Annotated in this window: 20 protein-coding genes; 10 read left to right on the top strand and 10 right to left on the bottom strand. The window is 67.3% G+C overall.

All coding sequences use genetic code 11. The annotated features are described in order from the left end of the window. The first annotated feature begins 325 nt into the window (after window positions 1-325). Together H3O04_RS23170 and H3O04_RS23165 are read left to right on the top strand one after the other, a co-directional pair. Entirely contained in the window at window positions 326-1,033 is a 708-nt protein-coding gene (locus H3O04_RS23170) for an ArsR/SmtB family transcription factor (RefSeq protein ID WP_023475849.1), read from the top strand. A 162-nt stretch (window positions 1,034-1,195) separates the two neighbouring features. Continuing rightward, window positions 1,196-3,757 (top strand): DUF6600 domain-containing protein, encoded by a 2,562-nt coding sequence (locus H3O04_RS23165; protein ID WP_202588514.1) that lies wholly within the window; start codon window positions 1,196-1,198, stop codon window positions 3,755-3,757. Between the two features lie 57 nt (window positions 3,758-3,814). Here the strand turns inward: H3O04_RS23165 and H3O04_RS23160 are convergent, their stop codons facing one another. Continuing rightward, window positions 3,815-4,786 carry a thymidylate synthase gene (locus H3O04_RS23160; RefSeq protein ID WP_059836744.1) on the bottom strand — a complete coding sequence of 324 codons (972 nt, stop codon included), beginning with the start codon at window positions 4,784-4,786 and terminating at the stop codon, window positions 3,815-3,817. A gap of 42 nt (window positions 4,787-4,828) precedes the next feature. Then, on the bottom strand, window positions 4,829-6,226 hold the full coding sequence (locus H3O04_RS23155) for a sigma-54 dependent transcriptional regulator (protein ID WP_043887326.1): 1,398 nt from the start codon (window positions 6,224-6,226) through the stop codon (window positions 4,829-4,831). 498 nt (window positions 6,227-6,724) lie between these two features. Here H3O04_RS23155 and H3O04_RS23150 point away from each other — a divergent pair, with 498 nt between their 5' ends. Together H3O04_RS23150 and H3O04_RS23145 are read left to right on the top strand one after the other, a co-directional pair. Beyond that, a complete protein-coding gene (locus H3O04_RS23150) occupies window positions 6,725-7,051 on the top strand; it encodes a hypothetical protein (protein WP_202588513.1) in 327 nt (108 codons plus the stop codon). A gap of 297 nt (window positions 7,052-7,348) precedes the next feature. Then, window positions 7,349-7,849 (top strand): dihydrofolate reductase, encoded by a 501-nt coding sequence (locus H3O04_RS23145; RefSeq protein ID WP_175780974.1) that lies wholly within the window; start codon window positions 7,349-7,351, stop codon window positions 7,847-7,849. A gap of 85 nt (window positions 7,850-7,934) precedes the next feature. Here the strand turns inward: H3O04_RS23145 and pmbA are convergent, their stop codons facing one another. Further along, on the bottom strand, window positions 7,935-9,305 hold the full coding sequence (pmbA, locus tag H3O04_RS23140; RefSeq protein ID WP_124477031.1) for a metalloprotease PmbA: 1,371 nt from the start codon (window positions 9,303-9,305) through the stop codon (window positions 7,935-7,937). Window positions 9,306-9,432: 127 nt separating this feature from the next. Between pmbA and yjgA the strand changes: the two genes are divergently transcribed. Both yjgA and mog read left to right on the top strand, forming a co-directional pair. Continuing rightward, on the top strand, window positions 9,433-10,035 hold the full coding sequence (gene yjgA / locus H3O04_RS23135; protein WP_272929891.1) for a ribosome biogenesis factor YjgA: 603 nt from the start codon (window positions 9,433-9,435) through the stop codon (window positions 10,033-10,035). Next, entirely contained in the window at window positions 10,019-10,627 is a 609-nt protein-coding gene (mog, locus tag H3O04_RS23130; RefSeq protein WP_124477030.1) for a molybdopterin adenylyltransferase, read from the top strand. Before yjgA ends, mog begins: the two co-directional genes overlap by 17 nt. Before the next feature lie 34 nt (window positions 10,628-10,661). On the opposite strand, the gene orn is transcribed toward mog, so the two are convergent. Continuing rightward, entirely contained in the window at window positions 10,662-11,282 is a 621-nt protein-coding gene (gene orn / locus H3O04_RS23125) for an oligoribonuclease (protein WP_006476541.1), read from the bottom strand. 126 nt (window positions 11,283-11,408) lie between these two features. Between orn and H3O04_RS23120 the strand changes: the two genes are divergently transcribed. Genes H3O04_RS23120 through H3O04_RS23110 form a run of 3 tightly spaced genes read left to right on the top strand, consistent with a single transcriptional unit; the run spans window position 11,409 to window position 13,980 of the window. Continuing rightward, a complete protein-coding gene (locus tag H3O04_RS23120; protein ID WP_011544904.1) occupies window positions 11,409-12,668 on the top strand; it encodes a M48 family metallopeptidase in 1,260 nt (419 codons plus the stop codon). After that, complete coding sequence (gene rsgA, locus H3O04_RS23115) at window positions 12,665-13,606, top strand: ribosome small subunit-dependent GTPase A (RefSeq protein ID WP_202588512.1); 942 nt, start codon at window positions 12,665-12,667, stop codon at window positions 13,604-13,606. Before H3O04_RS23120 ends, rsgA begins: the two co-directional genes overlap by 4 nt. A 56-nt stretch (window positions 13,607-13,662) precedes the next feature. Next, complete coding sequence (locus H3O04_RS23110) at window positions 13,663-13,980, top strand: putative signal transducing protein (RefSeq protein ID WP_011351362.1); 318 nt, start codon at window positions 13,663-13,665, stop codon at window positions 13,978-13,980. A 77-nt stretch (window positions 13,981-14,057) separates the two neighbouring features. Here H3O04_RS23110 and H3O04_RS23105 read toward each other — a convergent pair whose 3' ends face one another. From H3O04_RS23105 to rpsP, 6 genes are all read right to left on the bottom strand, one after another. After that, window positions 14,058-14,996: a CobD/CbiB family protein gene (locus H3O04_RS23105; RefSeq protein WP_043887323.1), complete on the bottom strand. Its 939-nt coding sequence runs from the start codon at window positions 14,994-14,996 to the stop codon at window positions 14,058-14,060. 120 nt (window positions 14,997-15,116) lie between these two features. Next, a complete protein-coding gene (locus H3O04_RS23100) occupies window positions 15,117-15,803 on the bottom strand; it encodes a CoA pyrophosphatase (RefSeq protein ID WP_202588511.1) in 687 nt (228 codons plus the stop codon). Window positions 15,804-15,890: 87 nt separating this feature from the next. Next, entirely contained in the window at window positions 15,891-16,283 is a 393-nt protein-coding gene (gene rplS / locus H3O04_RS23095; RefSeq protein WP_006486838.1) for a 50S ribosomal protein L19, read from the bottom strand. Between the two features lie 133 nt (window positions 16,284-16,416). Continuing rightward, on the bottom strand, window positions 16,417-17,211 hold the full coding sequence (gene trmD / locus H3O04_RS23090) for a tRNA (guanosine(37)-N1)-methyltransferase TrmD (RefSeq protein WP_202588510.1): 795 nt from the start codon (window positions 17,209-17,211) through the stop codon (window positions 16,417-16,419). Between the two features lies 1 nt (window position 17,212). After that, window positions 17,213-17,890, bottom strand: coding sequence for a ribosome maturation factor RimM (rimM, locus tag H3O04_RS23085; protein ID WP_202588509.1), 678 nt, complete (start codon window positions 17,888-17,890; stop codon window positions 17,213-17,215). Window positions 17,891-17,932: 42 nt separating this feature from the next. Beyond that, window positions 17,933-18,187: a 30S ribosomal protein S16 gene (gene rpsP, locus H3O04_RS23080; RefSeq protein ID WP_006476550.1), complete on the bottom strand. Its 255-nt coding sequence runs from the start codon at window positions 18,185-18,187 to the stop codon at window positions 17,933-17,935. Between the two features lie 152 nt (window positions 18,188-18,339). On the opposite strand from rpsP, the gene H3O04_RS23075 reads away from it, so the two are divergent. Then, complete coding sequence (locus H3O04_RS23075; protein WP_202588508.1) at window positions 18,340-19,479, top strand: PQQ-dependent sugar dehydrogenase; 1,140 nt, start codon at window positions 18,340-18,342, stop codon at window positions 19,477-19,479. Window positions 19,480-19,613: the final 134 nt, after the last annotated feature.

The raw sequence follows: 19,613 nt of genomic DNA, 5'->3' as shown, positions 1-19,613 counted from the left end.
GGCGCACCGTGATGCCCTGGTCGATCGTCCCGTACATCTCGATACTGCCGCCGCGCTCGCCGGTCGCACCCGCGCCACCCTGCGCACAGGCCGCGCAGACGAGCGCGGCCGCCAACATGCAGAAAATCGTCTTCATCGTTGCATCGCGTCACATGCGGCGGCCCGTTGCCGCCGCGTCCGGCCATTCTACGCGTGGCCCGCGACGGCCCGCGGTCCGGCCGGCCACGGCGTCAAAACCGCTGCATCCGACATTTCATCCGGAAGCGAAACATCGAATGCGCGCACGAACTACACTGCCCGTCATCCCGCTCCACGAGACACGACGATGACTGACCAAGACGACCACCATTTTCCGGGCCTGAGCCGCATCGGCGCGCTGATCGCCGATCCGGGCCGCGCCGCGATGCTGTGGGTGCTGATGGACGGCAGCGCACGGCCGGCCGGCGAGCTGACGATGATCGCGGGGCTGTCGCCGTCCGCGGCCAGCGCGCACCTCGCGCGCCTGACCGAAGGCGGCCTGCTGGCCCTCGACGTGCGCGGCCGGCATCGCTACTACCGCATTGCGTCGGCCGACATCGCGGCCTCGCTCGAAGCGCTGGCGAACGTCGCCCGCGCGGCCGCGCCGCATCGCCCGGTTCCGCCGCCGTCGCGCGCGGTCCCGGCCGAACTGCGCTACGCACGTACCTGCTACGACCACATGGCCGGCGAACTCGCGGTACGCATCTTCGACGGCCTCACCGCGCGCGGCTGGCTGCTCGCCAACGGCGACGCGATCGACACCACCGAGCTCGGCACGCAGGCACTCGCGCAATGGGGCATCGACGTCGCGCAGCAACGCGCGCGCCGACGCCGCTTCGCGTGCGGCTGTCTCGACTGGAGCGAACGGCGCTCGCATCTCGGCGGCGCCCTCGGCGCGGCGCTGCTCGACAGCTTCTGCGCCCACGGCTGGATCGAACGCGCTGCCCGCCCGCGCGTGCTGCACGTCACGGTGCCCGGGCAGCAGGTTTTCGACGCGTGGCTTACGTCCGCTTGACGCCGGCATTGCAGCTGCACGACAACGGCGCGCGATGGACAGGTTTTGTTACATCGCGTGCCATTCGATTTACAAAACACCGTGCCTTGAAACAGGCCAAGCGGATATCGTGAACTGGACGGCACGAATCGACGCGCCGCGATCACAACGATGACGCTCACCATGGCCCCCCTGTTCACGCTCAAGCGCACCGCCCGCTACACGCTGCTCGCGTTCGTCGCGCTGGCGGCGCTGCCGCCCGCCTTCGCGCAATCGGCCGATGCACCGCCGAATATGGCCGCGGCACGGCAACCGGGCGGCGATCCGCCCGGGCGCGTCGCGCGGCTCAATTACCTGTCGGGCGCCGTGACGACCGAACCGGCCGGCACCGACGCGTGGTCGTATGCGGCGGTGAACCGCCCGCTGACGACGGGCGACCAGCTGTGGAACGATGCCGGCGCGCGCTCGGAACTGCACATCGGCTCGACGGCGGTGCGGCTCGGCGAATCGACCAGCCTGTCGGTGCTGAACCTCGACGACACGACGACGCAATTGAAGGTGGGGCTCGGCACCGTGTCGACGCACGTGCGCGATCTGCCGGCCGGCGGATCATACGAAATCGACACGCCGAACCTCGCGCTCGGCATCACCGGCCCCGGCGACTATCGCGTCGATGTCGCGCCGAACGGCGCGAGCACGACGGTGACGGTGCGCAGCGGCAGCGCGACCGTCTACGGCAGCAACGGGCAGTATCCGCTGTCGCCCGGCCAGCAGGTCGTGTTCACCGGCACCGACCTGCAGGTCGCGCAGCAATCGGCCGCACCGGGCCCCGACGCGCTCGACCAGTGGGCCGCCAGCCGCGACGCGGCCGAAGCGCGCTCGGTATCGGCCCGCTACGTGTCCCGCGACATTCCCGGCTACCAGGATCTCGACGCGAACGGCACGTGGCGCGAAACCCCGAATTACGGCGCGGTATGGGTGCCGAACGACACGCCGGCCGACTGGGCGCCGTACCACGACGGCCACTGGATCTGGCAGGCGCCGTGGGGCTGGACCTGGGTCGACGACGCACCGTGGGGCTTCGCGCCGTATCACTACGGCCGCTGGGCGTACGTGGACGACAGCTGGGCATGGGTACCCGGCCCGATGGCAGTGAGCCAGCCGCCCGTCTATGCGCCGGCGCTCGTCGCGTTCGTGGGCGGCGGGGGCGGCGGCGGTTCCGACTGGAGCGTCGCGCTCACGGTCGGCGGCGTCGCGGCGGCCGGCTGCGCATGGTTCGCCCTCGGGCCGGGCGAGCCGTGGCATCCGGGCTGGGGCGGCTGGAGCCCGCACTACTACGACCGCGTCAACCGCAACATCGTGGTGAACAACGTCAACGTGAACAAGACCGTGAACGTGACGAACATCACCAATATCACCAACATCAACAAGACGTACGTGAACTTCCGCGCGCCGCACGCGATCACGGCCGTGCCGGCCGCCGCGTTCGTGCACGGCCAGCCGGTCGCGCACTTCTCGCAGCACGTCGATCCGCAACAATGGCGCAACGCGCACGTCACGCCGGGCACGCCCGGCATCGCGCCGGTGCGCCAGAGCTTCACCGGCGGGCTGCGCAATGCCAGCTACCGTCCGCCGGCGGCGCTCGCGCAACACCCGTACGTCGCGACGCGCAATCCGGCCGTGCCGCCTGCGTACCGCGATCAGGCCGCCGCCCACCTCGCGCAGCAAGGCGGGCGCGTGCCGGGTGCCGGCGCGCCCGTCGTGAAGACGAACGTGCCGGCCGACTATACGGCTCGCCCGGTCCGCGTGCCGGGCAAGCCGGGCGGCGGCGCCTGGGCGATGCACAACGTGCAGCTCGTGAATCCGCACGGCCCCGTCGTCCAGCCGGTCCGCGCGCCGCGCGAGGGCCAGCCGGCCGGCGTGCAGGCCGGACGGCCGGGCGCACCGGTGCCCGGCATGCCGAATGTCGCACGGCCGGCGAACGGCGAAACGCCCAACGCACCGCGTTTCGCCAACGGCGGCACGCCGCAGGCGCCCGGCAACCCGATCCCGCATCAGGCGTTCGCGCCCGGCAACGGCGTTCCGCATCCGCCCGAAGCGAACCACGCCCCGCCGGGGACCGGTAACGCGCACGCAGCCAACACGCCGTCGCCCGCGTGGATGCAGCCGCACACGCCGATGGAGCGTCAGCGCGCGGCTCCGCCCACCGCGCTGCACGCGGCAGGACAGAACGCGCTGCCGCCCGTGCGCAGCGCTGCGGTGCCGCATCCGGACGGCGTGCCGGCGCCGCAGGGCGTACCGCCCCGCGGCCGCAACGAAGCGCCGCGCACGCAGCCGCAACCGCAACCGCAACCCGACCATACCGCGCAGATTCCGCAACCGCGTCCGCGCCCCGATTTCCCGACGCCGGCCCGCCATGCGCAGCCGCAACCGGAACGGGCCGCCCCCGCGCCGCAACCGCGTCCGGACTTCGCTCAACCCACGCCGCATCGCGAAGTCGCGCCGCCGCGCGTGAACGAGTACCGTCCGCCGGCACCTGTCGTCCATGACGTGCCGCGGCCGCAGCCGCAGGCGCCGCGTATGGAGCCGCGACCGCAGCCGCAGCCCGCGCCCCGCATGGAGCCGCGCCCGTCGATGCCGCCCCCCCGGATGGAACCACGGCCGCAGCCGGCGCCGCACGTCGAAGCGCCGCATCCGGGCAATCCGCCGCCGCAGGGCGGCCACGAGGAGCGGCATCGCCAGTAAGTGCAGCAAACCTGAAACAAAAAGGCTCGATGCAGCCGCGCGGCCCCGGCCGCGCGATCAGACCGCCATCGGCGCGGTCAACGGCTCATGGTGCCGATAGCCGACGAGCGAGAAATCGGACGGCTCGACTTGCTCCAGCCATTCCGGCGCATAGACGCCCGTCTTCGCGTACTCGGGCACGCGCTCGGCAATCTCGAGCCGCGGGCTTTCGTACGGCTCGCGCGTGAGCTGCTGCTGCAGCATGTCGAGCTGGTTCTCGTAGATGTGCGCGTCGCCGATGAAATACGTGAACCAGCGCGGCGTATAGCCCGTCAGCCGGCCGACGAGCGACAGCAGCGCGGCCCCTTCCGTCAGGTTGAACGGCGTGCCGAGGCCGACGTCGTTGCTGCGGATGTACAGGCACAGCGAGATCTCGCGCTTCGTCGCGTTCGGCAGGAACTGGTACAGCAAATGGCACGCGGGCAGCGCGATCTGGTCGAGCACGGCCGGATTCCACGCGTGAAACAGGATGCGGCGATCGGACGGGTTCTCCATGATCGTGTCCAGGCACTGGCGCAGCTGGTCGATCGCCTTGTACAGCAGCACCTTCGGCGCGCCGTCTTCGTCGAAACGCGTGACGATCCGGAAGCCGCGACGCGTCGCATCGGCGATCTGCGCGTCGGCGCTCGCATCGAGCACCTTGTAGCCCGGCCACTGGCGCCATTGCACGCCGTAGACGTCACCGAGATCGTCGACGCCCTGGCGATACGGGTTCGCGAGCCACTGCGCGTTCTCGTTCGCGTTCGCATCCCACACCTTGCAGCCGAGCGCGCGGAAATCGGCCGCGCTGCGCGACGCGCGCAGGAAGCCGACCAGCTCGCCGATCGCGGACTTGAACGCGAGCTTCTTGGTCGTCACGGCCGGGAAGCCTTGCTGCAGGTCGAAGCGCAGCATCGCGCCCGGCATGCTGATGGTGCGGATTCCCGTGCGGTTCTCCTGCCAGGTGCCGGTATCGAGAATGGTACGAACGAGATCGAGATACTGTTTCATGCGGGTTCCTTCGGCCGCGAGGGGCGGCCGTACCCGCCAATTTTAGCAAGCGTGACGCGGAAGCTCCGGCAACGGTGCCGAAAACCCTCCCAGCGTGTCGCCGCGGTCGCGCATGCCGTGCGCGCACATCAGCCGGTAGAGCGTGACGCGCGACACGCCGAGCTCACGCGCGGCATCGGCAAAACGGCCGCGATGGCGCAGCAGCGCCTGCTCGATCGCCTGCCGCTCGGCCGCCTCGCGCGCCTCCAGCAGCGATACCGGCGCGAGCATCGCATAGTCGTTCAGTTCGAGATCGGCCGCGGTGATCATTCGGCCTTCCGACATCACGATCGCGCGGCGTACGCGATTGATCAGCTCGCGCACGTTGCCCGGCCACGAATAGCCGTACAGCGATGCGACCGCGTCAGGCGAAAAACCGCGCAGGCGGCGATGCGCATCGCCCTTGAAGCGATCGAGCATGTGACGCGCGAGCACCTCGATGTCCTTGCCGCGCGCGCGCAACGGCGGCTCCTCGATCTTCAGCACGCACAGCCGGTGAAACAGATCCTCGCGGAAGCGCCCTTCGCGCAGCGCCGCTTCCATGTCCACGTGCGTCGCGCAAATCACGCGTACGTCGACCGGCACCGACACGTGCGCGCCGAGCCGCTCGATCTTGCCTTCCTGCAGGAAGCGCAACAGGCTCGCCTGGCTTTCGAGCGGCAAATCGCCGATCTCGTCGAGAAACAGCGTGCCGCCGTTGGCGGCCTCGACGCGGCCGATCTTGCGCTGGTTCGCGCCGGTAAACGCGCCGCGTTCATAGCCGAACAGTTCGGCCTGCAGCAGCGTCGACGGTATCGCCCCGCAATTGATCGCGATGAACGGCGCCTGCGCGCGCGACGAACGCTCGTGAATCGCGACCGCCGTCAACTCCTTGCCCGTGCCCGACTCGCCGGAGATGAACACCGGCGCATCGGTTGCCGCGACACGACGGATCGTCCGGAACAGCCCGAGCATCGCATCGCAGGTGCCGACCATCTCGCCTTCGCTGCGCCCGGCGCCGACGGGCGGCGCAACGGGATCGGTCAGGGCGACCATGCCGTGCGCATGACCGACGGTCTCGACGATCCGCGCCGTTTCGTACGGCATCGTCACGTAGTCGAAGCAATAGTCGCGAATGAGATGGCGCAGCGTCGCGTCCTGCAACTGGCCGCGTCGCGTCGCCGCGATCCAGCCGATGTGCTGGATGCTCAGACAGGATTCGAGTTCGCGCAGGTCCGACGGCTTGAAGCCCGGCGAGAAATCGAGCAGGCCGGCGGTTGCCACGCCGTGCTGCACGACGCGCCGCACATCGCGCACGGTCTCGGCGAGATCGACGCGCCAGCCGCATTCGTCGAAATGGCCGCGCAACGCGTCGTTCGGTTCGCGCGAATAGTAGATCACGTGCCGCTGATCGGCTCCCATATCCTCACCCCGTTCATCAACCGTCTAACGATTGCCGCACACGTAGATCACGTGCAAAAGGATCGAATCGGGTCAGCCAGAGGTGGCTCGATTCGCCATGCCGATGCGCGGCAACGACAAGGCCTCGCATGATGGCGCTTATCTCGCGTCCAATAATTTTGATGAAGACAGCTAGGTTATAGGCACCGAATACGACAAACCCGTTTCAGTACCGACGGCGATACGGCCCAATCGCTCGAGAGGTCGACGCAGGTCAATCATCTGCACATAGCGCATGTGCAGAAGGACTCCGTCATCAACACACGCGCCGATTTTCATCCTTGAAGCGTGTCGATTGAATCAGCAGTATTCCCGAGCCCCATCGTTTCAGGCCTGAAACATTTTCAGGCGTTTTCGGCCACCATTCGCAACACTCGAGCGCGAATCGCAATGACGGCAATGGTCCCGGTACGGTGGCATGTATTTCGCTGAATACGGAAACGACCGGAGACAGTCGCCATGCGAAAACATCTTTTACTTTCTTTCGTGCCGATGACGCTCGCGCTCTCGGCCGCCGGCCCGCCTGCACCGGCATGCGCGGATGAAGGCATGCAGCCGGATCGCACCGTGCTGCTCGCCGAAAGCATGCCGCGCGTCGCGTACGGCAACGGGTTCGGTATCGTGGCCGTGTCGGCGCCGCAACCGTTGCCGGCCGCCCAGGCCTCCGTGACGCTGTGGGACGAACTCCCGCCGCCGCCCCTGTTGCCGATGCCGCTACCGGCGCCGCAATCGGGCGACATCCGGCATGCTCTGGAAGGCAACGTGCGAGGCAATACGCATCCCTGAATATTCGCCGCCTCAATTCAATCAGGATGACATATTGAACTGACGATCCAGTCGAACGGGATGCCATCGAGCGGAACCGGTATCGCCGATCTCGCGACATAAAACGTTTTTGTGCTCCGTCCCCCGGCGGGCACTCTTTTTATTCGGACGGTCGTCGCGACGCGAGGACATCACGCGTCGCGACGCACGACGCATCGCACAAGAAGCGCCGACGCCCATGTGGATGCGGGAAATCCGGTGCGCGCCACCGTTCCGGTAAAATCGGCCCCATTCCGTTTCCCCTCTTCCCCGACCTTCATGACGACGTTGACCCTGATCGTCGCGCGTGCCCGCAACGGCATCATCGGCCGCGACAACCAGTTGCCCTGGAAACTTCCGGAGGATCTCGCGTTCTTCAAGCGCACGACGATGGGCGCGCCGATCGTGATGGGCCGCAAGACCCACGAGTCGATCGGCCGTCCGCTGCCGGGCCGCCGCAACATCGTCGTCACGCGCGACGCCACGCGCCGTTTCGAAGGCTGCGACACGGTCACGTCGCTCGCCGACGCGCTGGCGCTCGCCGCGCGCGACGGCGTGCCCGAGGCATTCCTGATCGGCGGTGCGCAACTCTATGCGGAAGGTCTCATGCTCGCCGACAAGCTGATCGTCACCGAGATCGACGCCGACTTCGACGGCGACGCATCGTTCCCGGCGCCCGATACCGCGCACTGGCAGGAAATCTCGCGCGACGCGCATCAGGCTGCCGCGCCCAACACGTTCGGCTATGCGTTCGTCGTCTACACGCGCAAGCGCGACTGACGACTTCTTCGCACGATGAAAAAAGCCCGACCGGCTCGCGCCGGTCGGGCTTTGTCGTTTCCTGGCGGCCTGCGCCGCGTGCGGCTTACTGCCCTGCGATCGTCATCTGCTCGATCAGCACCGAGCCGGTTTCCTTCGTGCCGCGCACGAGCGAATCCGCACCGATCGCGACGATATGGCGGAACATCTCCTGCAGCGTGCTGGCAACGGTGATTTCCTCGACCGGATACTGGATCACGCCGTTCTCCACCCAGAAGCCCGCCGCGCCGCGCGAATAGTCGCCCGTCACGTAGTTCACGCCCTGCCCCATCAGCTCGGTCAGCAGCAGGCCCGTGCCGAGCTTCTTCAGCATCGCGTCGAAATCGTCGCCCGCCTGCGTGTTCGAGCTGCGCAGCGCGAGGTTGTGCGAGCCGCCCGCGTTGCCGGTGGTTTGCGTGCCGAGCTTGCGTGCCGAATAGGTCGACAGGAAATAGCCTTCGACGACACCGTCCTTCACGACGCTGCGCGCCCGCGTGCGCACGCCTTCCTCGTCGAACGGCGCGCTGCCCATCGCGCGCGGCACATGCGGATCCTCGACGACCTGGATGTGCGGCGCGAACACCGGCTTGCCGAGGCTGTCGACGAGGAACGACGTCTTGCGATACAGCGCGCCGCCGCTCACCGCCTGCACGAATGCGCCGAGCAGGCCGGCCGCGAGCGGCGCCTCGAACAGCACGGGCACCTTGCGCGTGTCGAGACGGCGCGCGCCCATCCGCGCAAGCGCGCGTTCGGCCGCGTAACGGCCCACCGCTTCGGGCGCGGCGAGATCGACCGCGCTGCGCTTCGACGAATACCAGTCGTCGCGCTGCATGTGACGGCCGCTACCCGCGATCGGCGCGCATGCGATGTAGTGGCGTGAGTACGGATAGCCGGCAAGGAAGCCGCGCGACGTCGCCAGCACGAACTGCGAGTGCTGCGCCGACACGCTCGCGCCTTCCGAATTGCGAATCTGCGGGCTGACCGCGAACGCGGCGTCTTCCGCGCGGCGGGCGAGCTCGACGGCCTCGTCGGCGCTCAGCGCCCACGGGTGGTACAGGTCGAGGTCGCGCGGGTCGGTTTCGAGCAACTCGGCCTCGGCGAGGCCGGCCGCTTCGTCCTCGGCCGTGAAGCGCGCGATGTTGTACGCGGCCGCGACGGTATCCTTGATCGCGGCCGGCGAGAAGTCCGACGTGCTCGCGTTGCCGCGCTTCTTGCCGATGAACACGGTGACGCCGACCATCTTGTCGCGGTTGTGCTCGATCGTTTCGACTTCGCCGCGGCGCACCGACACCGACAGGCCGTCGCCCTCGGAGATTTCGGTCGCGGCGTCGGTCGCGCCGAGCGCCTTCGCATGGCGAAGGATGTCCGACGCGATTTCCTTGAGCTGGTCCTGCGTGTGCGGGAAATAGCGCGCTTGTACGTCGAGATTGGCTGCCATCGTCTTGGTATCCGGTGGCGGGCGGGCGCCCGCATGGTCAAAATGTTGCGTATCCCGCGATCATAGCAAGGTCCGGGGCCGGACACAGACAAGCTTGGGGTGTCCGCGCCGCGATACAATGCCGCCCATGACACGCAAAACCCGAATCCAGCCGATCGAGCCTGTCGCCGAAGAAGACGACAACGGCTACGATCGCCCCAGCAAATCCCAGTTGAAGCGCGAAATGCACGAGCTGCAGGTGCTCGGCCAGGCGCTCGTCGACCTGCCGAAAGACGCACTGAAGCGCATGCCGATGCCCGAAAGTCTCGGGGACGCCGTGCGCGAGGCCCGCCGGATCACCGATCACGAAGGCAAGCGCCGCCAGCTTCAGTACGTCGGCCGCGTGATGCGCTCGCTGACCGACGACGAAACGGCCGCGCTGCGCACCGCGCTCGACGCGCAACGCGGCGTGAACAAGGCCGCCACCGCCCGCCTGCACTGGATCGAGCGCACGCGCGAGCAACTGCTCGCGAGCGACGACGCGCTGACCGAATTCCTGCGCCAGCACCCCGACGCCGACATCCAGGAAGGCCGCACGCTGATCCGCAACGCGCGCAAGGAAGCGCAGCAAGGCAAGCCGCCGCGCTATTTCCGCGAGCTGTTCCAGTGGATCAAGGCCGCGGGCGGCGCGTCCGACAGCGACGACGAAGCGGCCGACGACGCCGGAGACGACCATGACGACGAAGCGTAACCATCCGGACGAGCTCGTGGTCGGCCTCGTGTCGATCAGCGACCGCGCGAGTACGGGGGTCTACGAAGACAAGGGCATTCCGGCGCTGCAGGAATGGCTCGCCGGCACGCTGGTTTCGCCGTGGCGCGCCGAAACGCGCCTGATCCAGGACGACGCGCCGACGATCTCGGCCACGCTGACCGAACTCGTCGACGTCGCCGGCTGCGACCTCGTGCTGACGACGGGCGGCACCGGCCCCGCGCGCCGCGACGTGACGCCCGAGGCCACGCTGGCCGTGGCGACGAAGGAAATGCCGGGATTCGGCGAGCAGATGCGGCAGATCAGCCTGAACTTCGTGCCGACCGCGATCCTGTCGCGGCAGGTCGCGGTGATCCGCGAAACGGCCGACCATGCGGCGCTGATCATCAACCTGCCCGGCCAGCCGAAGTCGATCCGGGAAACGCTCGAAGGGCTGCGCGATGCCGACGGCAAGTCGACCGTGCCCGGCATCTTCGCCGCGGTGCCGTACTGCATCGACCTGCTCGGCGGCCCGTATATCGAGACCGACGCCGCGGTGGTCGCGGCGTTCCGGCCGAAAAGCGCGCGGCGCTGAGCGTTGGCCGAGCGCGGTGCGCGTGCCGGCCCGCTCAGGCGGCCGGCGCGGACTCGCCTGCCGACACCGACGCGGCCGGAATCAGAAAATGCTCGCGGTAGTACTTCAGCTCGTCGATCGACTCGTGGATGTCCGCGAGCGCCGTGTGCATCGCCCGCTTCTGGAAACCCTTGTAGATGGCCGGCTGCCAGCGGCGGCACAGCTCCTTGAGCGTGCTGACGTCGAGGTTGCGGTAGTGGAAGAATCGCTCGAATTCCGGCATCCAGCGCGCCATGAAGCGGCGGTCCTGGCAAATCGAGTTGCCGCACATCGGCGACTTGCCGGGCGACACGTACTGCGCGAGGAACGCCTGCAACTGCGCGGCGGCTTCCGCCTCGGTCACGGTCGATGCGCGCACGCGGTCGATCAGGCCCGAGCGGCCGTGCGTCGACTTGTTCCAGTCGTCCATCTTCGCGAGCGTCTCGTCGCTCTGGTGGATCGCGAACACCGGCCCCTCGACGGCGATGTCGAGCGTGGAATTGGTCACGACGACCGCGATCTCGATGATGCGGTCGTTATCCGGGTCGAGGCCCGTCATCTCCATGTCGAGCCAGACGAGGTTCAACTCGTTGCGCACGAGCGCGGGCTGGCTGGCGGAAGCGGCGGTATCGGTCATGATTCATCCTGGCAAATGGCGGACCGGGCCTCGCCGATGCAGCGCCGCCCGGGCGGCCGGCATCGCATCAGCGGGGCCGGTCCGCAAGAACATATAATTCTCGCATAGAACCCTTTGGCGCCTTCGATGTCACCCTTTTCGTTCACCCTGCTGTTCGCGATCGCCGTACTCGCGATGGTCGTCACCAAGCTGTGGCTCGCGTCGCGGCAGATCCGCTTCGTCGCCGCGCACCGCAACGGCGTGCCCGCGCAGTTCAGCGCCACCATCCCGCTGACCGCCCACCAGCGCGCGGCCGACTACACGGTCGAGCGCACCCGGCTGACGATGCTCGAGATCGTCGTCAGCGCGGCCGTGCTGGTCGGCCTCACGCTGCTCGGCGGCGTCGGCGCGCTCGACACGCTGCTGACCGGCTGGCTTGGCCGCGGCTACGGGCAGCAGGTCGCGCTGGTCGCCGCGGTGCTCGTGATCACGGGCGTGATCGACGTGCCGTTCGAGTATTACCGCCAGTTCGGCATCGAGCAGCGTTTCGGCTTCAACCGGATGACGAAGCGGCTGTTCTTCACCGACATGCTGAAGAATTCGCTGCTCGGCGCCGTGCTCGGCCTGCCGCTGCTGTTCGTCGTGCTGTGGCTGATGAACCAGGCCGGCAGCCTGTGGTGGCTGTGGACCTGGATCGTGTGGGTCGCGTTCCAGATGCTCGTGCTGCTGATCTACCCGACCTTCATCGCGCCGCTTTTCAACAAGTTCGAGCCGCTGAAGGACGACGCGCTGCGCGCGCGCATCGAGTCGCTGATGAAGCGCTGCGGCTTTGCGGCCAAGGGGCTGTTCGTGATGGACGGCAGCCGCCGCTCCGCGCACGGCAACGCGTATTTCACGGGCTTCGGCGCATCGAAGCGGATCGTGTTCTTCGACACGCTGCTCGCGCGCCTGTCCGGCCAGGAGATCGAAGCCGTACTCGCGCACGAACTCGGCCACTTCAAGCGCCGCCACGTGATGAAACGGATGCTCGTGTCGTTCGTGCTGAGCCTCGTGCTGCTCGCGCTGCTCGGCTGGCTCGCGCAACGCACGTGGTTCTACACGGGGCTCGGCGTCACGCCATCGCTCGACACCAGCAACGCAGGCGCCGCGCTCATCCTGTTCTTCCTCGCGATTCCGGTATTCCTGTTCTTCGCGACGCCGTTCAGCAGCCTGACGTCGCGCAAGCATGAATTCGAGGCCGACGCGTTCGCGGCCAGCCAGACCGACGCGCAGGATCTCGTCAGCGCGCTCGTGAAGCTCTACGAGGACAACGCATCGACGCTGACGCCCGACCCCGTCTACACGGCCTTCTACTACTCGCATCCGCCCGCGTCGCAGCGGATCGATCGCCTGCTGCAGCACGCATGAGCCGGCCGACTTCCCGCAAGCCGGCCCCGCGCGCATCGGGCGCGCAACGGGCCGAAGGCCGCGTGATCGCGGCGCACGGCCGTCACTACATCGTCGCCCCCGACGACGGCGGCCCGATGCTGCAATGCTTCCCGCGCGGCAAGAAGAGCGACATCGCGGTCGGCGACCGCGTCGCGTACGAACTTGCGTCGGCCGACCAGGGCGTGATCGTGGAGATCGGCGAACGGCGCAACCTGCTGTACCGCTCCGACCAGTTCAAGTCGAAGCTGTTCGCGGCAAACCTCGACCAGTTGCTGATCGTGCTCGCGACCGAGCCCTATTTCAGCGAGGATCTGCTCGGCCGTGCGCTGATCGCGGCCGAAGCGAACGAGCTGAAGCCGCTCGTCGTGCTGAACAAGATCGACGTCGTGGCCGCGCTGCCGGTCGCGCGAGAGCGTCTCGCGCCGTACCGCGCGCTCGGCTACGACGTGCTCGAGCTGTCGGTGAAAGGTGCGCCGGACGATGCACGCGCGCAGCTGATGCCGCACCTGGCCGGCCATTCGACGATCCTGCTCGGCCAGTCCGGGATGGGCAAATCCACGCTCGTGAACCTGCTCGTACCCGATGCCGAAGCCGCGACCCGCGAGATTTCGGCCGCGCTCAACAGCGGCCGTCACACGACGACGTTCACGCGCCTGTACCCGCTGGAAGGCGGCGGTGCGCTGATCGATTCGCCGGGCTTCCAGGAATTCGGCCTCTACCACTTGACGGAAGGCCGCCTCGAACGCGCGTTTCCGGAATTCCGGCCGCTGCTCGCGGACTGCCGTTTCTATAATTGTCACCATCTGCACGAGCCCGGCTGCGCGATCCTCGAAGCCGTCGCCGACGGCCGCATCGCGCCGTCGCGGCACGCGCTTTACGCGCAGCTCGTGCACGAGGCGAGCCAGATCGTCCGCTGACCGCGCGACGTGTGCGACGGCCGGCTGGCGGCAGGCCTTCATCGACAGGAGCCGCGATGCGTTTCAAGGCACCCGACCTCGCGACCGCGCAGCATTGGGCCAACGTGCTTCAGGTGGCCGGCATCGGTTGCGAGCTGCACAACTGCTACGCGACCGGCGCGCTCGGCGGCCTGCCCGCCGATGCATGCACGCCCGAGCTGTGGCTCGACGACGAACGTGACGACGCGCTCGCCCGCCGGCTGCTCGATGCCGCGTCGCACGGCCCGTCGGCGGGCGCGGCGCCCTGGCGCTGCCGGCAATGCGGCGAAGCGCTCGAAGCGCAATTCACCGCGTGCTGGCAATGCGGCGCCGTGCGCGACCCGCTCGATGACTGAACGTACTCTCCTGGCGCACAGCGAAAAGGCCGGCATCGAGCCGGCCTTTTCATTTCGTCGCGCGCTGCGCTAGCGCGTCACGATACCCAGACGGCCAGCGTCAGCATCAACAGCAGGATCATCCACAGAATCACCGCTCGCCATACGAGACCAACCGCCGACTGCAGCGTGCGCGGCGTGCAATCGTCACCGACCGTCAACGGACCGCTGTCGCCGACCGCCAGCGCATCGAGGCTCGACGGTTCCGCGAGCGGCCCCGCGAGACGCGCGCCGAGCGCCCCGCTGCCGGCGGCCAGCAATACGCCGTCGTTCGGGTCGGGCCACTGGCGCGTATGGTTGCGCCACGCGTAGATCGCATCCTCGAAATTGCCGACGATCGCGAAACCGAGCGCCGTCAGTCGGGACGGAATCCAGTCGATCACGAAGAACGCGCGCTGCGCGAACGTCGAGAACGCGACCGTGCGGTCCTCGCCCGGCGTCGCCCAGCTGCGCGCGAGGTATTCGGAAATCCGGTACAGCACGGCGCCGGCCGGGCCGAGTGGCAGCACGTACCAGAAGAACACGCCGAAGACGTGGCGATGCGACGCGACGACCGCATGGATCAGCGTATGGCGGACGATTTCACCGACCGGCATGTCGACCGTGTCGATACCCGTCCACTCGTGCAGGATTTCGCGCGCGCGCGGTACGTCGTCGTTGTTGAGCGCGAGATGGATATCGGTGAAGTAGTGGCTGAACTGACGGAAGCCGAGCGTGAAATACACGACGGCGACGTTCCACAGGAACGCGAGCACGAAGCTCACCTTGTACAGCAGGAAATAGATCAGCGCGACGATCAGCACCCACGGCAGCACGACCGCGAGCCATGCGAGAAGCCCGTGTTTCTGCTTGCCGGCGTCGAGGCCATGCGCGACGGTTTCCGCATGAAACTGGAACAGCGCGAACACCGGATTGCTCGGCGACAACGCGCGGACCTGTTCGATGATGAGAGCGAGGAGAACCGAAAAGAAAGTCATGCGTGGCGCCGTCTTCGGAGTTATGTCATTTTTTGCATAACGATAGCACAGCGTCAGCCGCGCATGGCTGCCGGTGCAGTGGCCCGACGGCAGCTCGCACGCGCCAGCCGGCACGCTCGCCTAGCCGGCGGCCAAGAAGCGATACAGATTGCGAAACATGGCGGCAGTTGCGCCCCAGATGAAGTAATGCCCGCCCGACTCGCCGTTCGGATAGGGCATGGCAAAAAAACGACGCTCGCCGCCCTCCCACCGGAACACGCGGACCTGATGGTTCGCGGGATTCATCACGAACGCGAGCGGCACTTCGAAAATCTCGGCGACTTCGAAGGTGTCGGCCTGCACCGTGAACGGCGGATGCACGAGGCCGACGACCGGCGTCACGCAGAAACCCGTGCCGGTGAGGTAGTCGGGCAGCACACCGAGAATCTCGACGCGTTCGGCGTCCAGTCCGATCTCTTCCTTCGCCTCGCGCAGTGCGGTGGCTGTCGCATCGCGGTCGAACGGCTCGCGCCGGCCGCCGGGAAAACTGATTTGCCCGGCGTGGTCGTTCAGGTGATCGGCGCGCTGCGTCAGCAGCACGGTGAGGCCCGACTCGCGGACGACGAGCGACACGAGAACGGCCGCGCTACGCGGATCGACGCCCTCCTGCAGCCTCGCCTCGCCGGGCTCGACGCTCCATTCGAGCGTGCGTGCGAAACGTTCGCGCAGGCCGGACGGCGTCAGCAACCGGGAATCGATGACAGGCAGGCCGGCACCGGTGCCTTCGACCGGCAAGACTTCGGGATCGATGATGGGGCGGCGATTCAATGGAGCTCTCGGGTTCGTGTCGTATCGAGCATATTGTCGCGCCAGAATGAAAAAAGCACCCGGCTGGGTGCTTTTTCCTTACAGCTCTTACTCTTGGGAAGCTGCTGCGGCGCGATCCTTCGACACCAGCTTTTCCTTGATACGAGCCGACTTGCCCGAACGCTCGCGCAGGTAGTACAGCTTCGCACGACGCACATCACCGCGACGCTTCACGACGATGCTTGCCAGCAGCGGCGAGTACGTCTGGAACGTACGCTCGACGCCTTCGCCCGACGAGATCTTGCGGACGATGAAGTTCGAGTTCAGACCACGATTGCGAATCGCGATCACGACGCCTTCGTAAGCCTGAACGCGCTTGCGGTTACCTTCAACCACGTTCACGTTCACGATCACCGTGTCGCCCGGGGCGAAATCGGGGATGGTCTTGCCGGCGAGCGCGCGCTCGATTTCTTCCTGCTCAAGTTTTGCGATCAGATTCATTACTGACTCCTTATGCCATCGTGTCGGCGTTGACACCCGCCTGCTTCCAGGCCTGGCCCCGATAGAGGATGGATTCACATCAGGCGCCGCACACGCATGTACGGCACCGCCAATTCCCGCTCGCGCAGCCGCCTCAGGAGGCGTCCTTCGCTTCGCGTGCGAGGTTCGCGAGCCAGGCCTCGTCGGCCCGGCTCAACAACTTTTCGCGGCGCGCCCGGACGATCAGGTCCGGCCGCTTCCGCAACGTATTCCTCAATGCTTCCTGGCGCCGCCACTTCTCGATCTCGGCATGATGCCCGCCGAGCAGCACGTCCGGCACGCGCACGCCGTCGTATTCCTCGGGGCGCGTGTAGTGCGGACAATCGAGCAGGCCATCGGCGAAGCTGTCCTGCACGGCCGACAACGAATCGTTCAGCACGCCGGGCAGCAACCGCACGACTGCATCCATCATCGCCATCGCCGGCAGCTCGCCGCCTGACAGCACGAAATCGCCGAGGCTGATTTCCTCGTCGACGCAACGGTCGAGCAGGCGCTGGTCGATCGCCTCGTAGCGACCGCACAGCACGACGACGCCGGGTTCCTGCGCCATCCGCACCGCGCGATCGTGCGTGAGCGGCGCGCCTTGCGGCGACATCATCACGACGCGCGTGCTCGCGATGCCCTGCTCCGCCTGCGCCGCTTTCGCGGCGCCGATTGCGGCTTCGAGCGGCCTGGCCAGCATCACCATGCCCGGACCACCGCCGTACGGACGATCGTCGACCGTGCGGTAGTTGTCCGTCGTGAAATCACGCGGGTTCCAGGTGCGCAACCCGAAGCGCCCCTGCTTGACGGCCCGGCTGGTGATTCCCCAGTCGGTCAGTGCACGGAACATCTCGGGAAAGAGCGTGACGACGTCGAACTGCACCGCGCTCTCGGTAACCTGGTTCATTTCAGTAATCGGCTTCCCAGTCGACGACGATGCGACGCGCCGCCTGATCCACCGTTTTGACGTAGACGCCGACGAACGGAATCAACCGCTCGTCGGTGGTCGGCTGACCGTCTTTGCCGGTTGCCGGATACTCGACACGCATGATCGAATGCACGCCGTTGTCGATCATCCCGCTCACCTTCCCGAGCGCCACCGATTGCTCGTTGACGACCTCGAGACCGATCAGGTCGACCCAATAGAATTCGTCCGCGGCGAGTGCCGGGAAATCTTCCCGGCGCACGAACACGCGAAAACCGCGCATGGACAGCGCAGCATCGCGGTCGCTGACGCCTGCGGGTTGCGCAACGACAGTGTCGCTGTGCGTCTTCGACTGCATGATGCGGACGGAAAGCCGCTCCGCACCGCGTTCCAGCCACCAGCGACGCGCGTTGAGCAGCGCGTCGCCGCCGCGACCGGCATCTGCATGCGTCGCCACCTTGACCCAGCCCTTCAGGCCGTAGGCGTCGACCACCGCCCCGACCTCGACGGCATCGTCGGGCCAGGCCTGCGTCGCTTCGGGACTGCCTGGTTCGACAGCCTGACCGGCGTTCGCGACCGAGTCGCGCTCGACCGGCTTGCGGACGAATGCGCCGAATGACGCACGCCCGCGCCTTGCATTACCGGAATCGTGACCCGCCATCAATGCACCTCACAGCCGGCACGACCGGCACACCGTGCCATGTTAGGCAGCCGGTTGCGCCTTTTGCGCTTCCTTCACGAGACGCTGGACGGTCGGCGACAGTTGCGCGCCAACGCCTTGCCAGTACGTCAGGCGATCCTGAGCGATACGCAGCGATTCGCCCTTCGTGGCGACCGGGTTGTAGAAGCCGACGCGCTCGATGAAGCGGCCGTCACGACGGTTGCGCGAATCGGTAGCAACGATGTTGTAGAACGGGCGCTTCTTCGAGCCGCCACGAGCCAGACGGATGATAACCATATGATGTCCTTCGGGAAAACCGGGTTCGAAACTACTGAAACACGCGATTATAGCCGGAAACCAGAGGTACAACAAACACTTACGCGTAAAAAACCGCGGACGGCCCGTCCGCCGGGCATACAATCGTCGTGTCCAGGACGTTCCCGACCGTCATGCCGCCCCTTCGCGCCACCCCGATGCACCGCGTCCAGCGCCAAGTCGCGGCGCTGCTGGCCGGCCTTGCCTGCCTCGCGTCCGCACGGGCGTTTGCCGCGCCGCTGCCGGTGAGCGAACTCGTCGTGCCGCCCGGCTTCCATATAGACGTGCTGACCGACGCCGTCCCGGCCGCGCGCGAAATGGCGTGGTCGCCACGCGGCATCCTGTATGTCGGCTCGCGGGACGGCCGCGTCCACGCGTTCGTCATGCACGAGGGCCGGATCAATGCGCACTATGTCGTCGCGTCCGGGCTCGACCTGCCCGTCGGCGTCGCCTACCGCGACGGCGCCCTCTATATATCCGCCGTCTCGCGCATCCTGCGCCTCGATCATATCGACGACCGGCTCGCAAAACCGCCCGCCCCCGTCGTCGTGACCGACGCGCTGCCGACCGACCACCATCACGGCTGGAAATTCATCGCGTTCGGCCCCGACGGCAAGCTGTACGTGCCGACCGGCGCGCCGTGCAATGTCTGCCTCCCTGATCGCAATCGCTACGCGATCATCGCGCGGATGAATGCTGACGGCAGCGGGCGCGAAGTGGTCGCCCGCGGCATACGCAATACGGTCGGCTTTGCATGGCACCCGGAGTCGGGCGAGCTGTGGTTCACCGACAACGGGCGCGACATGATGGGTGACGACGTACCGGACGACAAGCTGAACCGCGCGCCGCGCGCCGGCCTCGATTTCGGCTTTCCATACTGCCACGGCGGCGATACGCCCGACCCCGAATTCGGCAGCGCCGACGTCTGCCGACGTTATGTGCCGCCCGTCCTGAAACTCGGCGCGCACGTCGCGGCGCTCGGGATGCGCTTCTACACCGGGCCGATGTTTCCGGCGTCGTATCGCAATAATGTCTTCATTGCCGAACACGGCTCGTGGAACCGCAGCACGAAGGTCGGCTATCGCGTGATGCGCGTGGTCGTCTCGGCGGACGGCAGCCACGCTCGGCAGACGCCGTTCGTCACGGGCTGGCTGCGGCCCGACGGCACGGTATGGGGACGCCCGGCCGATGTATTGCCGCTGCCGGACGGATCGCTGCTCGTCAGCGACGATTACGCGGGCGCGATCTACCGCGTGACTTATGCGGCACCTTGACGCAGCCGAGGGGTGACCGGGTCCGACCGAGCATCGTAGAATGCGTGCCGGGCCGCGCGCCCGCGCCGGCCTGCCGGCCCCGCCCATGCCAACGACAACACGCCGCCATCCATGTCCAGCAGCACCGCATCGCC

Origin of the sequence: Burkholderia sp. KCJ3K979, from assembly GCF_016759955.1 — a bacterium.
In the GTDB taxonomy this organism is placed as follows: Bacteria; Pseudomonadota; Gammaproteobacteria; order Burkholderiales; family Burkholderiaceae; genus Burkholderia; species Burkholderia orbicola.
Note: the sequence above shows the minus strand (reverse complement) of the source record. Positions and strands in the feature narration are given on the sequence as shown.